This window comes from Streptomyces sp. NPDC044921 (assembly GCF_056432865.1).
On the sequence record NZ_JBWKIF010000019.1, the window covers coordinates 67,079 to 80,249 of the forward strand.

Genomic DNA, 13,171 nt, shown 5'->3' on the forward strand with positions numbered 1-13,171 from the left:
GGCCCTCACGGGCCCGGGCGGGGTCCTACGGGGCTCGTGGAGCCTCGTGGGGCCGCTCAGGCCCCGGTGCCGCCGCCGCCCGGCATGCCGGCGGCCGTGGCGATCACGTCGTCGATGAGGCCGTACTCCTTGGCCTCGAAGGCGTCGAACCAGCGGTCGCGGTCCGAGTCGCGGGTGATCTGCTCGACCGTCTGGCCCGTGTGCTGGGCGGTGAGCTCGGCCATGCGCTTCTTGGTGTGCAGCAGCCGCTCCGCGTGGATCTTGATGTCCGAGGCGGAGCCGGCGAGACCGGCGGAGGGCTGGTGGATCAGGATCTCGGCGTTCGGCAGCGCGAAGCGCTTGCCGGGGGTGCCCGCGCTGAGCAGGAACTGGCCCATGGACGCCGCCAGACCCATGGCGATCGTCACCACGTCGTTCTTGATGTACTGCATGGTGTCGTAGATCGCCATGCCGGCCGTGATCGAACCGCCGGGGCTGTTGATGTAGAGGTAGATGTCCTTGTCGGGGTCCGAGGCAAGGAGCAGCAGCTGTGCGGTGATCTTGTTGGCGATGTCGTCGTCGACCGGCTGGCCGAGGAAGATGATCCGCTCGTTGAGCAGCCGGTTGTAGACCTGGTCGCCGAGGCCACCACCGATGGAAGGCTCGCCGGCGGCTGAAGGCATCAGATTCGTCACGTATCCACCTGCTCGTCTTACGACGGCGCCGGGCCGTCTCACGTGTTCCCTGCGGGGCGGGAGCCGTATCGGAGACTCCACTGCCCTGGTATTCATGGACCCTAACGCGCGGGTCCCTTCGGGGAATCCCGGAGATGGGAGTGTTCGCCGGGGGCGTAGCGAGGTGCGCCGCCCCCGCCGGTGGCAAGAAGGCCCTGGGGCGCGCCCCAGGGCCTTCTCAGGAACTCGTCGAACCGGGGCTCAGCCCTCGGTCTTCTCCTCGGCGGAGGCCTCCGAGGCCCCGGCCTCGGCGGACTCGGACCCGGCGGTCTCGTCCTCTTCGTCGTCGAGGTCGACGACCTCGCCGTTGGTGTCCTTGACCGTGGCCTTCTCGACCACGACGGCCAGGGCCTTGCCGCGGGCGACCTCGCCGACCAGGAGCGGAACCTGGCCGCCCTCGACGACCGCCTGGGCGAACTGGTCGGGGGACATGCCGGAGGAGGCCGCGCGGCGCATGAGGTGCTCGGTGAGCTCCTCCTGGTTCACGTTCAGCTTCTCCTGCTTGACCAGCTCGTCGAGGACGAACTGGGTCTTGATGCCCTTGACCGCGGCCTCACGGGTCTCGGTCTCGAACTCCTCCTCGCTCTTGCCCTGGATCTCCAGGTACTTCGCGAGGTCGAGGCCCATCTGGCCGAGCTGGTGGTGCTCCAGGTTGTGCTTGCGGGTGTTGATCTCGTCCTCGAGCAGCTTCTCGGGGACGGGCACCTCGACGAGCTCCAGCAGCTTCTCCAGGACGCGCTCCTGGGCCTGCGTGGCCTGGTCGTACTGCTTCATGTTCTCCAGGCGCTTGCGGCTGTCCGCGCGCAGCTCCTCAAGAGTGTCGAACTCGGAGGCGAGCTGCGCGAACTCGTCGTCCAGCTCGGGCAGTTCGCGCTTGGCGACCTGGGTGACCCTGACGGTGACCTCGGCCTCCTTGCCGGCCGCTGAGCCGCCCTTGAGCTCGGAGGTGAAGGTGGCCTCGCCACCGGCCTCCAGGCCCTTCACGGCGTCGTCGATGCCGTCCAGCAGCTCACCGGAGCCGATGGTGTAGGAGACGCCGTTGGCGACGCCGTCCTCCAGGACCTCGCCGTCGACCTTGGCCTCCAGGTCGATCGTCACGACGTCGCCGTCCTCGGCGGCGCGCTCGACCGGGGTGGTGGAGGCGAAGCGCTCGCGCAGCTCCTCGACGGCCTTGTCGACGTCCTCGTCGGTGACCTCGACCGCGTCGACCTCGACCTCGATGCCGGAGTAGTCCGGGATCTCGATGGCCGGGCGGACGTCGACCTCGGCGGTGAAGTTCAGCGTCTCGCCGTCCTTCAGCTCCGTGATGTCGACCTCGGGCTGGCCCAGCGGGCTGAGCTCGGCCTCGTTGACCGCGTCGGTGTAGAACTTCGGGAGCGCGTCGTTGACGGCCTCCTCCAGCACGGCACCGCGGCCGAACCGCTGGTCGATGACCCGGGCCGGGACCTTGCCCTTGCGGAAGCCCTTCACCGTGACCTGCTGGTTGATCTTCTTGTACGCCGCGTCGAGGCTGTCCTTGAGCTCCTCGAAGGGCACCTCGACAGTGAGCCGAACCCGAGTCGGGTTCAGGGTCTCCACGGCGCTCTTCACGGTTCGGTCTCCTTGTGGCTGACTTCTTGGTTTCTGCCGGGGCCAGAACGGCCCGGCGGATTTCGCCGCCCGGAGGACTTCAGACGATGAGACACACGGGCGTGCAGCTTGCATAGTAACGGCAGCGACTACACCGCCCAAAAGGCGATCACGCGAGTGATCAGGAGACGATCACCCGAGGTGGTCGGGTGGCTGGTCGGGGTGGCGGGATTTGAACCCACGGCCTTCCGCTCCCAAAGCGGACGCGCTACCAAGCTGCGCCACACCCCGTCTGGTGCGACACGTAGGGTACATGCCGACAGGCGGTGCGGCCGCCGCATTTCCACCGGGCCGGTGCCGCGTCGGCCGGGGCCGGAAACGCGGTGTGCGTGGGGCGGGCCCGACCCGCTACCATGCCTTCAGTGCCGCGGTCGCTCCGACCTGCGGCGCACGCTGTGCGGGCGTAGCTCAATGGTAGAGCCCTAGTCTTCCAAACTAGCTACGCGGGTTCGATTCCCGTCGCCCGCTCGTGGACCTCGGGCCCGGTTCCTCGGAACCGGGCCCGAGGTGTTTTCTCAGCGGTCCACCAGCTCGCGCGCGTCCACCGTGTAGACGGAGCGGACGCCGTAGGGGACGTAGAGGGCGTCGCCGACGAGGATGGGCCGGGCGCCCCCGGTGGCGAACAGGCTGTCGGCGCGGCCGCCGTCGTCGCGGCCGGGGCGGGTGCCCTCCGGCTTGCCGGTGCGCGCGTTCAGGGCGGCGAGGCGGCCGCTGGGGGACGCCACGTACGCGTGGGTGGCGGAGGCGGCCGGGGGGCCCGGCTGCTCCACGGAGGAGTTCGCTTCCCACAGGGTCCGGCCGGTGCGCGGTGACACCGCGCGGACGCCGCCGCCCGCACTCGTGCAGCAGAGGGTGCCGCGGACCAGGTGCGCGTCGGCGTCCGCGGGCCGGGGCTGTGCGAGCCGGCGCACGGTGAGCACGTGCGAGGAGACGTCGATCAGGGTCAGCGGGCGGTCGGTGCCGACGGTGTCCGCGAGGACCAGGCGTCCGTCGTGCTGGCCGAGCAGGTACGCGGTGCCCTTCACCTCGACGGTCCAGCGGGCCTTTCCGGTGGCGGGGTCGAGCCGGGAGACGGTGGTGCGGCCGGTCTCCCCCTCGTCCGTGATGGCCACGCAGGCGAGGTAGGCGCGGCCGGCGACCGAGTGCAGCAGGCAGTCCATGAGGTCCGGCTTCGGCCGCTTCCAGCGGACCTCGCCGGTGTCGGCGTCGAGCAGGGCGTACTGGTCACCCCGGTCCCCGTAGGCGGTGACGACGCCCTCGGGTACGGCCACCGCCGCACTGTGCGTGCTGTCGGGCACGGACGCGTTCTCGCCGGTGCCGGTGGGTGTCCGCCAGAGCACCTCGCCGGTGTCGGCGGCCAGGGCGTGCACCGTGTAGGTGGTCCGGACGGCGTTCGCGGAGTCGCGGTCGTCGGCTTCGCAGGCGTAGACGCGGCCGTCGCCGGTCCCGATGAGCGCGCCCTCGTCGCCGGAGCCGCCCTCCGGCGTGGGGTCGACGGGCCGGGACCAGGTGTTGCGGCCGTCGGCGAGGGCGAAACGGGTCGCCATGAGCTCGGCACCGGCGCACACCAGGGACCTGTCGACCGCGGCGCAGCCGGTGAGGGTGCTGTCGGGTCCGCCCAGGGCGCGCTCGCTGCCCGGCGGGGCCTTCGCCGCGTTCGCCCAGGGCCTCCAGCCACCGGGGAGGTCACCGGCGGAGGGGCCGGGGTCCCCGTCGCGCGTCATGGCGAGGGTGCTGGAGATGACCGCGGTGAGGACGGCGAGCACCGCCGCCGGCAGGAGCAGCAGACGGCGCGGGACGCGGTGGCGAGGGCGCTCGGGTCCGGGTCCGGGTCCGGGTGGTGGCGTCCCGGGCGGGACGCCCGCCGGTCCGCTCCGTGCCGTCGGTGTCGCGGCGGGCCGGTGACGCGGGCGCCGCTCGCGCGCGGGCGCCTCCGGCTCGGTCGGCGGCCGCAGCGGGGACGCGTCCCGGTCCGTCGCGGGCGCCTCCGGCTCGGTCGGCGGCCGCAGCGGGGACGCGTTCCGGTCGGGCGCGGACGCCTCCGGCTCGGTTAGCGGCCGCAGCGGGGACGCCTCCCGGTCCGTCGCGGGCGCCTCCGGCTCGGTCAGCGGCCGCAACGGGAACGCCTCCCGGTCCGTCGCGGGCGCCCCCGGCTCGGTTAGCGGCCGCAGCGGGGACGCCTCCCGGTCGGGCGCGGGCGCCTCCGGCTCGGTCGGCGGCCGCAGCGGGGGCGCGTCCCGGTCCGTCGCGGGCGCGTCCGGCCAGGGTGTCGGTGTGGGCTCCGGCGTCCGGGCGGCCGGGGCGGGGCCGGGCGGGGGCCGGGGGTGTGCCCTCGCGGAGGCGGGTGAGCAGGTCGTCCGCCGTGGGGCGGGACGTCCGGTGCTTGTCCAGGCAGGCACGGATGACGGGGAGCAGCTCGGCCGGGACGCCGGACAGGTCCGGCTCGCCCTCGACGACGCGGAGGGCCGTCTCGTAGGGGCTGGGGCTGTCGAAGGGGCCGCGGCGGGTGGCCGCGTAGGTGAGGACCGAGCCGAGGGAGAAGACGTCGGCGGCCGGGCCGACGTCCTGGGGTGAGGCGAACTGCTCCGGGGACATGAAGGGCGGCGTGCCCATGACGCGGCCGGTCTGGGTGAGGGCGTCGGAGGGCGCGAAGTCGGCGGCGCGGGAGATGCCGAAGCCGATGACGCGGGGACCGTCCTCGGCGAGCATCACGTTGGCCGGTTTCAGGTCGCGGTGGACGACTCCGGCGCGGTGGATGTCGCGCAGTGCCTCGGCGAGTCCGGCGGCGAGTTCGCGCAGGCGGGGCGGCGGGAGCGGGCCGTGCCGGCGGACGTGGGTGCCGAGGTCGGCGCCCGGTATGTAGAGGGTGGCCATCCAGGGGCGCGGCGCGTCGGCGTCCGCTTCGACGACGGGGGCCGTGAAGGCGCCGCTGACCCGGCGGGCGGCGGCCACCTCACGGCGGAAGCGGGTGCGGAACTCCTCGTCGTCGGCGTACTGCCCGTGCACCACTTTCAGCGCCAGGCGGCGGCCGGAGGCCGAGCGGGCGAGGTAGACGACGTCCATGCCGCCGGAGCCGAGACGGTCCTCGATGCGGTAGCCGCCCAGCTCGGGCGGGTCGGAGCCGCGCAGCGCCACCCCTGTACGTTCCCCCCCGTCACGGACCGTCCTGTGGTGGGGCGAGCGTAACCGTCCGCGAGCGTGTCCGTCCGTGCGGCGGGCCCGGGGCTCGGGTGGCGCGGGCCCGTCCCGGCCGTCAGAAGCTGATGGAGTTGATGGTCTCCGCTATCGAGTTGAGGAACCGCTGGATGTCGTCGGCCATGCCGGTCGAGGCGAGGAAGAAGCCGAAGAGGACCGCCACGATCGCGGGACCTGCCTTGAGGGAGCCGCCTCTCAGCAACACCACAAGGATGATCGCCAACAGCAGCACCACAGACAGTGAAATGGCCACAACTGATCACACCCTCGGTCGGTCCGCTCTCCCGGCCCGGGGACGCGACCCCGCGCACCCCGCCAGAACCATCGTGCCACCAACCCGGCCGGGCTATGCGGCGGCTGACGCATCGACCACCTCCGTGTTGTCCGGGCGGGTGCCCGCCGCCCGGGGCCGGCGGCTCAACGACGGGCGCTCGTACGGCATTTCGAGACGCCACCCGCAGGGAGAATTCAACCGGATCGTTTCCGTCTCCACACAACGCGTTCGCCATGAATTCGAATTGTTGCCAGGGCCTCATCAACGCCCCTGCGAGGCGGGCCCGAAGAACACGGAAGCGGACATTCCACCGGAGTCGCCTGCTGGACTTATGCACCACTTAGTCCGGAAGTATCCAGACAAGCAGGGCCAGGTCCGGCTCACGGTCCGCCATCGGGCGGTGTGTTGACCATCACGCGCACGGCATGTCAGCCACCCGTAATCCGGGGTACCCGGAACGAATAGCCAGGATTCACATCCGGCGTTTTACGAATAGCCGCAGGGAACGCTAGGGTGCCTCAGATGTTCCACGCTGCCTCGTCCCCCGTCAGCGCAGCGAGGTCCCGGATCGTCTCCCCGAGCTCCTGGTGGGAGGGTCTGTGACGAACTCGCTGCGACCGAACGGCGACCGCAAGGCGCCACTTCCCCCGGCCGCGTCACCGGCCGACGGAGTGCCGGGCCCGCGCTCGCCGCACAGCCCGCAGAAGAAGCAGAACGGCAAGCAGCGCGACGCGTTCTTCGACAACGCCAAGTACCTCGCGATCGTGCTGGTGGCCATGGGCCACGCCTGGGAACCGCTCAAGGGCGACAGCCGCATACTCGAGGCCGCGTACCAGGTCGTCTACGCGTTCCACATGCCGGCGTTCATCATCATCTCCGGCTACTTCTCCCGCAGTTTCGACATGCGGCCCGACCGGCTGAAGCGCCTGATCACCGGCGTCGCCGTGCCCTACATCGTCTTCGAGACGGCCTACCCGCTCTTCAAGCGCTGGATCGACGACGACCCGGGCCAGGAGATCAGCCTCCTGGACCCCTGGTACCTGACCTGGTTCCTGGTCGCGCTGTTCGTCTGGCGGCTGACCACCCCCATCTGGAAGCTGGCCCGCTGGCCGCTGCCGCTCGCGCTCGGTCTGGCCATGCTGGCGACCGTCAGCCCGTCGATCGGCGACGACCTCGACCTCCAGCGCGTGCTGCAGTTCCTGCCGTTCTTCGTGCTGGGCCTGTCGATGCGGCCCGAGCACTTCCACATGGTGCGCCGCCGTTCGGTGCGGATCGCGTCGGTGCCGGTGTTCGCGGCGGCCCTGGCCGTCAGCTGGTGGGCGGTGCCGCGCATGAACACCGCGTGGTTCTACCACCGCGACTCCGCGCAGGAGCTGGGCGCCCCGTGGTGGACCGGCCCCGTGATGGTGCTCGCCCTGTTCGGCTGCTCCCTGGTGCTGACCGCGTGCTTCTTCGCCTGGGTGCCGCGCCGCCACATGTGGTTCACCGCCCTCGGCGCCGGCACGCTCTACGGCTACCTGCTGCACGGCTTCCTGGTGAAGGCCGGCGACTACCAGGGCTGGTTCGAGGCCTCGTGGCTCCACCACCCGGCCGGTGAGATCCTGGTGACCGTCCTCGCGGCCGCCGTCGTCACGGTGCTGTGCACCAAGCCGGTGCGGCGCGTGTTCCGGTTCGCGATGGAACCGAAGATGGAGTGGGCCTTCAAGCGGGACGCGGCCGAGCTCGCCCGCGAGCGCCAGAGCGCCGAGCGGCGCGAGCGTGAGCGCGAGAAGGTCGACGCCTGACCCACCCGCGGGCCTCAGCCGACGAGACCGAGAAGTGCGCGCATCCGCGCGTACTTCTCGGTCAGTCTTTTACGGGTCGCCTCGTCGAGGACCGCGAGACGTGCCGGGTCCGCGTTGTGCGCCAGGTCCGCCTCCTTCACCAGCAGCGCGCCGGGCGTGGCGAGGATGCGGGCCGCGTACGCCTCGGGCGGCTCGCCCGGCCGCTTGGTGACCGCCCGCACGATGTCCTTCGTCCGGCTGCTCAGCGCCGCCTCGCGCAGCCACTGGTCCGGGAGGGCGTCGTCCTCCACGGCGTCGTGCAGCCAGGCCGCCGCGACCTGTTCCTCGTCGCCGCCGCGTGCCCGGACGCCCTCCGCGACGGCCCGCAGGTGTTCCTCGTAGGGCCGTCCGGCCTTGTCCGTCTGGCCGGCGTGCGCGGCACGGGCGGTGGCCTCGACCTGGGCCAGGGTCAGCGGGGTGCGGGATGTCTCGGTCACGGCTCCAGTGTGCCTGCGCCCGCGGCGGCGCCTCAGCGGGCGGAGGCGGCCGTGGGACCCTCGCGGCAGATCAGCAGCAGCGCCCGGTCGTCGTTGACGTCCTTGGCGACCGCCTCGATGAGGTGCCAGGCCGCGCCGTGGAACCCGCCGGCCACATAGCGGTCGGCCTCGCCGGTCAGCCGGTCGATGCCCTCGACGATGTCGCGGTCGGACGTCTCCACCAGGCCGTCCGTGAACAGCATCAGCACGTCGCCGGGGCGCAACGAGCCCTTCACCGGGTCGAACTGGGCGCCGTCGTAGACACCGAGGAGCGGGCCCTCGGCCGCCTTCTCCTCCCAGCGGCCCGTGCCGGCGCTGAGCTGCAGGCCCGGCGGGTGACCGGCGGAGTAGAGCTCGTAGTCGCCGGAGTCCAGGTCCAGGACCAGGTGGATGGAGGTGGCGAAGCCCTCGTCCCAGTCCTGGCGGAGCAGATAGCCGTTGGCGGCCGGCAGGAAGTCGTGCGGCGGGAGGGAGCCGAGCAGGCCACCGAACGCGCCGGACAGCAGCAGCGCGCGGGAGCCCGCGTCCATGCCCTTGCCCGAGACGTCGGTGAGGACGACCTCCAGGGTGCGGCCGCCGTTGGTACGGGCCGCCACCACGAAGTCGCCGGAGAAGGACTGGCCGCCCGCCGGGCGCAGGGCCATCTCGCGGTGCCAGCCGTCCGGCAGGCCGGGCAGCTTGCTCTGCACCCGGATGCGCTCGCGCAGGTCGAACAGCATGGTGCCGCCACGCCGCCAGGGCACGCCGACCCGGCTGCGGAACTGCGCGAGCAGCAGTCCGAAGAACCCGCACGCCGCGACCACCAGCACCACGCCCGGAGTGACCCGGGACGGGCCCTCCGTGTAGGGGCCGAGCCGCACCGACTCCACGATCAGCGCCGTGGCGGCCGCCGCGTACAGGCCGAGCAGGCTCGCCGGGCGCAGCACCAGGCCGCCCACGACGACCGGCAGGACCAGGGCGGACGGGGAGAACCACACCGAGTTGGCCAGCGTCGCCGCCGCGATCACCGGGACCGTCAGGAGCAGACCGGCCAGGGCGATCCAGTCCGAGCCGTCGCCGCGGAAGTAGTCCACGGCTGACCGGCGCACGCCGACGCGGGCCCGGTGCCACTGCTTCTTCAACCGGGCCGTGAACGTGTCGGCTTCCGCGCGCCGCTCTCGTCCTGATGCCATTAGTTCGGGACCCTATCCATCGGACCAGCCCCTTGGCACGGGAGGTCCCACTTGTCCCCCGTCCGAGGGCGCACTTCACAGTGAACTTCACCGCGCGCCGCACCGCCGTCGCCCGGGAGAAATTCCCTCGCTCGTCCCGCATTGCCCTGGTAGGCATGGCACATGGCGACTGACGCGACCGGCTCTTCGGCCGACCTGCGGGTACTCCGGCAGGACGAATGGGACAAGTGGTACAACACCCTGATCCGGGGCTTCGGCGGGGTGCCGGAGTCCGCCGAGGAACGGGAGTTGTGGAACTCACTGACCGAGTTCGACCGTTCACTCGGCGCGTGGGCCGGGGACGAGTGCGTGGGGACGGCCGGGGCGTTCACGTTCCGGCTGACCGTGCCGGGCGGGGCGTCGGTGCCGGCCGCGGGCGTCACGATGGTGAGCGTCGCCGCCACCCATCGCCGGCGCGGCGTGCTGACCTCGATGATGCGCCGGCAGCTGGACGACGTGCGTGCCTGGGGTGAGCCGCTGGCGGTGCTCACGGCCAGCGAGCCGGCGATCTACGGACGGTTCGGATACGGCAACGCCGCCTACCACTTGAGCGCCGAGATCGACACCAGCCGGGCGCGGCTGTCGGTGCCGCCCGGCACGGACGACGTACGGCTGCGCTACGCGGCGCCGGCCGAGGTGCTCGACGCGTGCGAGGCGGTGTACGCCCGGCTGGTGCCGTCGCGGCCCGGGATGCTCGCGCGGCGGCCCGGCTGGGAGCGGCTCGGGGTGCTCGACCCGGAGAGCGAGCGGGGCGGCGCGTCGCCGCTGCAGTGTGTCGTCGCGGAGCGGGACGGTGAGACGGTCGGGTACGCCCGGTACCGGATCAAGCCGGAGTGGGAGACCGCCGGGCCCAACGGCGCGGTGATCGTGGAGAACCTGGCCGCGCTGGACCCCGCCGCGGACGCGGCGCTGTGGCGGTTCCTGTTCGATGTCGACCTGACGTCGAAGGTGGTGGCGCGGGGGCGGCCGGTCGACGACGCGTGGCAGTACCTGGTGTCCGACATACGGCGGTGTCTGCCGCGGCTGCGGGACTCGCTGTACGTCCGGCCGGTGGAGGTGGGGGCCGCGCTGGAGGCGCGGACGTACCAGACGCCGGTGGACGTGGTGTTCGAGGTGGAGGACGTGTTCTGCCCCTGGAACGCCGGGCGCTGGCGGCTGAGCGGCGACCCGAAGGGGGCGTCGTGCGAGCGTACGGCGGACGCGGCGGATGTCGTGCTGTCGGTACGGGAGTTGGGGGCGGCGTACCTCGGAGGCGTGTCGCTGGCGTCGCTGGCGGCGGCGGGGCGGGTGCGGGAGGTACGGCGGGGGGCGCTGGCCGAGGCCTCGCTGGCGTTCGGGGGCGGGGGCGGAGGTGACGGTCTGGCGCCGTGGTTGCCGCACGGGTTCTGACGCGGTGGCTCTGACGAGGGCGTTGAAGCCGCCGCCCGGTCAGGACCGCTGGCAGGTGGGGCACCAGAAGAGGTTGCGGGCGGCGAGGTCGGCGGTGCGGATCTCGCCGCCGCAGATGTGGCAGGGCAGGTCGGCCCTGCGGTAGACGTACACCTCGCCGCCGTGGTCGTCCACGCGGGGCGGGCGGCCCATCGCCTCCGGGGTGTGCTCCGGGCGGACCGTGTCGATGCGGTTGTTGCGGACGCCCTCGCGCATGAGGGCGACGAGGTCCGTCCAGATCGCGTGCCACTCGGTGGGCGTGATGTCCCTGCCGGGGCGGTACGGGTCGATGTTGTGCCGGAACAGCACCTCGGCGCGGTAGACGTTTCCGACGCCGGCGATGACCTTCTGGTCCATGAGGAGGGCGGCGATCGTCGTACGGCTGCGGCAGATGCGGCGGTACGCGGTGTCCGGGTCGGCGTCGGCGCGGAGCGGGTCGGGGCCGAGGCGGTCGTGTATCGCCTGCTTCTCCGGGGGCGTGATCAGGGCGCAGGTGGTGGGACCTCGGAGGTCGACGTAGGCCGTGTCGTTGGCGAGGCGCAGACGGACGGTGTCGGTGGGTGGTGGTGCGGGGGCCGGGCCCGCGGTGACCTTGCCGAAGAGGCCGAGGTGGATGTGCACCCAGTGGGTTTCACGGAAGCCGAGGAAGAGGTGTTTGCCGTGGGCGTCCGTGGCGGTGAGCTCCGTGCCGGTGAGGAGGGTGGCGGCGGGGGTGAACTTGCCCTGGGGGCTGGTGACGTGCGGGGTGGTGCCGCGGAAGGCTGTGGCGTAGTCCTGGGCGAGACGGTGGATGGTGTGGCCTTCCGGCACGGGGTGCTCCCTGTGGTCGTCGTGGTCTCTTGCCCACCCGCCCGCCCGACACGGCCTGTTCGCGGGCCGGACCGGGATCCTCGCCCGCCCACCCGCCCGACACGGTCGATGGGCAGGCCAGGGTCGCATGCCCGGGGCTCCGCCCCGGACCCCGGCGGGGACTGCGTCCCCTGCACCCCGCAGGGGCGCCGACGCCGGACCTCGGCAGGAAGTGCGTGATGCGCACCCCACACGGGGCCGGCGCCGGGCTCCGGCAGCGGCTGCCTGACTCGACCCTGCGCGGGCGCGGGCGCCAGGCCGCCTCCGGCAGGGACTGGGTGGATTGCACCCTGCACGGGGGGTCGGGGCCGGGCTCCGAGCAAGGCCTGGGTGGGTGCGCCCTGGACGGGGGCCGGCGCCGGGCTCCCGCAGGGGCTGCCTACTCGTGCCCTGCACGGGGCCGGTGCCAGGCTTCGGGCAGGGACTGGGTGGTTCACACCCTGCACGGCGCCGACCCCAGGCTCCCGCAGGGACTGCCGACTCGTGCCCTGCACGGTGGCGGGCGCCAGGCTTGGGCAGGGACTGGGTGGTTCACACCCTGCACCAACACCGAACCCACGCTCCCGCACGGACCACGAACTCACGCCCTGCACCGACGCCGACGCCAGGCTTCGGCAGGACTGCGTGATTCGTATCCTCACGCGGGAGCCCACGCCGGGCCTCGGCAGGGAACGTGACTCGCACCCCACCCTGGGTCGGCGCCGGGCTTCGGGAGGGACTGGGTGGTGTGCCCCTCCCTCACGGGGCGCGAGTTCCGGGCCTCGGCGGTGAGTGCGTCCCTTGCAGCCCTCACGGGAGGGACCGGGCCGCGGAGGGCGGCTCACCCCCGGGGGAGACCCCCGGCGAGCGAACCTTGTTCCCACGGCCCGAGCGGCTGCGGGGCGCGTGGCCCGGGCCGGGCTACTGCTGCGGGTGGTGCGGGGGGATCGGGGGGAGGTCCGAGGTCGTTTCGTACGCCGTCAGCATGTCGATCCGGCGGATGTGACGTTCGTCACCGGAGAACGGGGTGTTCAGGAACACCTCGACGAACTTGGTCGCCTCGTCCTGGGAGTGCATGCGGGCGCCGACGGCCACGACGTTGGCGTTGTTGTGCTGGCGGCCGAGGGACGCCGTCTCCTCGCTCCAGGCGAGGGCCGCGCGGACGCCCTTGACCTTGTTCGCGGCGATCTGCTCGCCGTTGCCGGAACCGCCGATGACGATGCCGAGCGAGCCGGGGTCCGCGGCCGTGCGCTCCGCGGCGCGCAGGCAGAACGGCGGGTAGTCGTCCTGGGCGTCGTAGATGTGCGGGCCGCAGTCGACGGGGTCGTGACCCGCCTCCTTCAGCCACTCGACGAGGTGGTTCTTCAGTTCGTAGCCGGCATGGTCCGAGCCGAGGTACACGCGCATGGGGAGAGTGTGACACGGGTGTTTCAGGGAAAGCGCGCGGGGTGGCGCTCATGAAAACGTGAGGCGAATGTGAGCCGCATTACGGAAGCTCAGGAAAACCTCAAGTAACAATCTGGATTCAAAGGTTCTCCTGTACGTTCGCCTCCGATTCACTGGACCGGCTCGTACACCGCTCGTACGAGCCCCC

11 protein-coding genes and 2 tRNA genes are annotated in these 13,171 nt (G+C 72.2%); 3 read left to right on the forward strand and 10 right to left on the reverse strand.

The window, feature by feature from the left end:
* Positions 1-56: 56 nt before the first annotated feature.
* The 3 genes from AC07DA_RS26920 to AC07DA_RS26930 all read right to left on the reverse strand — a co-directional run bounded on the left by AC07DA_RS26920 (position 57) and on the right by AC07DA_RS26930 (position 2,573).
* Complete coding sequence (locus tag AC07DA_RS26920) at positions 57-662, reverse strand: ATP-dependent Clp protease proteolytic subunit (RefSeq protein ID WP_031114129.1); 606 nt, start codon at positions 660-662, stop codon at positions 57-59.
* A 252-nt stretch (positions 663-914) separates the two neighbouring features.
* Positions 915-2,303: a trigger factor gene (gene tig / locus AC07DA_RS26925; protein ID WP_479130771.1), complete on the reverse strand. Its 1,389-nt coding sequence runs from the start codon at positions 2,301-2,303 to the stop codon at positions 915-917.
* A gap of 193 nt (positions 2,304-2,496) precedes the next feature.
* A tRNA-Pro gene (locus AC07DA_RS26930) sits at positions 2,497-2,573 on the reverse strand.
* 166 nt (positions 2,574-2,739) lie between these two features.
* Here AC07DA_RS26930 and AC07DA_RS26935 point away from each other — a divergent pair.
* Positions 2,740-2,810, forward strand: a tRNA-Gly gene (locus tag AC07DA_RS26935).
* A gap of 47 nt (positions 2,811-2,857) precedes the next feature.
* Here the strand turns inward: AC07DA_RS26935 and AC07DA_RS26940 are convergent.
* From AC07DA_RS26940 to AC07DA_RS26950, 3 genes are all read right to left on the reverse strand, one after another.
* The gene (locus AC07DA_RS26940; protein WP_479130772.1) at positions 2,858-4,066 is read right to left on the reverse strand and encodes an outer membrane protein assembly factor BamB family protein; all 1,209 of its coding nucleotides are present in this window, start codon (positions 4,064-4,066) and stop codon (positions 2,858-2,860) included.
* Positions 4,029-5,477 (reverse strand): serine/threonine-protein kinase, encoded by a 1,449-nt coding sequence (locus AC07DA_RS26945; protein ID WP_479130773.1) that lies wholly within the window; start codon positions 5,475-5,477, stop codon positions 4,029-4,031. The genes AC07DA_RS26940 and AC07DA_RS26945 overlap by 38 nt, the downstream gene beginning before the upstream one ends.
* 118 nt (positions 5,478-5,595) lie before the next feature.
* Positions 5,596-5,790, reverse strand: a complete 195-nt coding sequence (locus AC07DA_RS26950) for a hypothetical protein (RefSeq protein ID WP_190048403.1) — start codon at positions 5,788-5,790, stop codon at positions 5,596-5,598.
* Positions 5,791-6,410: 620 nt separating this feature from the next.
* Between AC07DA_RS26950 and AC07DA_RS26955 the strand changes: the two genes are divergently transcribed.
* The gene (locus AC07DA_RS26955; RefSeq protein ID WP_479130774.1) at positions 6,411-7,595 is read left to right on the forward strand and encodes an acyltransferase family protein; all 1,185 of its coding nucleotides are present in this window, start codon (positions 6,411-6,413) and stop codon (positions 7,593-7,595) included.
* 14 nt (positions 7,596-7,609) lie between these two features.
* Here the strand turns inward: AC07DA_RS26955 and AC07DA_RS26960 are convergent, their stop codons facing one another.
* Both AC07DA_RS26960 and AC07DA_RS26965 read right to left on the reverse strand, forming a co-directional pair.
* Complete coding sequence (locus AC07DA_RS26960; RefSeq protein ID WP_479130775.1) at positions 7,610-8,071, reverse strand: HD domain-containing protein; 462 nt, start codon at positions 8,069-8,071, stop codon at positions 7,610-7,612.
* A 32-nt stretch (positions 8,072-8,103) separates the two neighbouring features.
* Positions 8,104-9,282 carry a PP2C family protein-serine/threonine phosphatase gene (locus tag AC07DA_RS26965; protein ID WP_479130776.1) on the reverse strand — a complete coding sequence of 393 codons (1,179 nt, stop codon included), beginning with the start codon at positions 9,280-9,282 and terminating at the stop codon, positions 8,104-8,106.
* Positions 9,283-9,444: 162 nt separating this feature from the next.
* On the opposite strand from AC07DA_RS26965, the gene AC07DA_RS26970 reads away from it, so the two are divergent.
* Positions 9,445-10,710 carry a GNAT family N-acetyltransferase gene (locus AC07DA_RS26970; protein WP_479130777.1) on the forward strand — a complete coding sequence of 422 codons (1,266 nt, stop codon included), beginning with the start codon at positions 9,445-9,447 and terminating at the stop codon, positions 10,708-10,710.
* Between the two features lie 39 nt (positions 10,711-10,749).
* On the opposite strand, the gene AC07DA_RS26975 is transcribed toward AC07DA_RS26970, so the two are convergent.
* Positions 10,750-11,559, reverse strand: coding sequence for an Fpg/Nei family DNA glycosylase (locus tag AC07DA_RS26975; protein WP_479130778.1), 810 nt, complete (start codon positions 11,557-11,559; stop codon positions 10,750-10,752).
* A gap of 939 nt (positions 11,560-12,498) precedes the next feature.
* The gene (locus tag AC07DA_RS26980; protein WP_479130779.1) at positions 12,499-12,984 is read right to left on the reverse strand and encodes a ribose-5-phosphate isomerase; all 486 of its coding nucleotides are present in this window, start codon (positions 12,982-12,984) and stop codon (positions 12,499-12,501) included.
* Positions 12,985-13,171: the final 187 nt, after the last annotated feature.

Bases quoted from the DNA above. Each gene is read 5' to 3' on its own strand.
- AC07DA_RS26970 (WP_479130777.1), top strand. From the start codon at position 9,445: ATGGCGACTGACGCGACCGGCTCTTCGGCCGACCTGCGGGTACTCCGG.
- AC07DA_RS26920 (WP_031114129.1), bottom strand. From the start codon at position 662: ATGCCTTCAGCCGCCGGCGAGCCTTCCATCGGTGGTGGCCTCGGCGAC.
- AC07DA_RS26980 (WP_479130779.1), bottom strand. From the start codon at position 12,984: ATGCGCGTGTACCTCGGCTCGGACCATGCCGGCTACGAACTGAAGAAC.
- AC07DA_RS26965 (WP_479130776.1), bottom strand. From the start codon at position 9,282: ATGGCATCAGGACGAGAGCGGCGCGCGGAAGCCGACACGTTCACGGCC.
- AC07DA_RS26940 (WP_479130772.1), bottom strand. From the start codon at position 4,066: ATGACGCGCGACGGGGACCCCGGCCCCTCCGCCGGTGACCTCCCCGGT.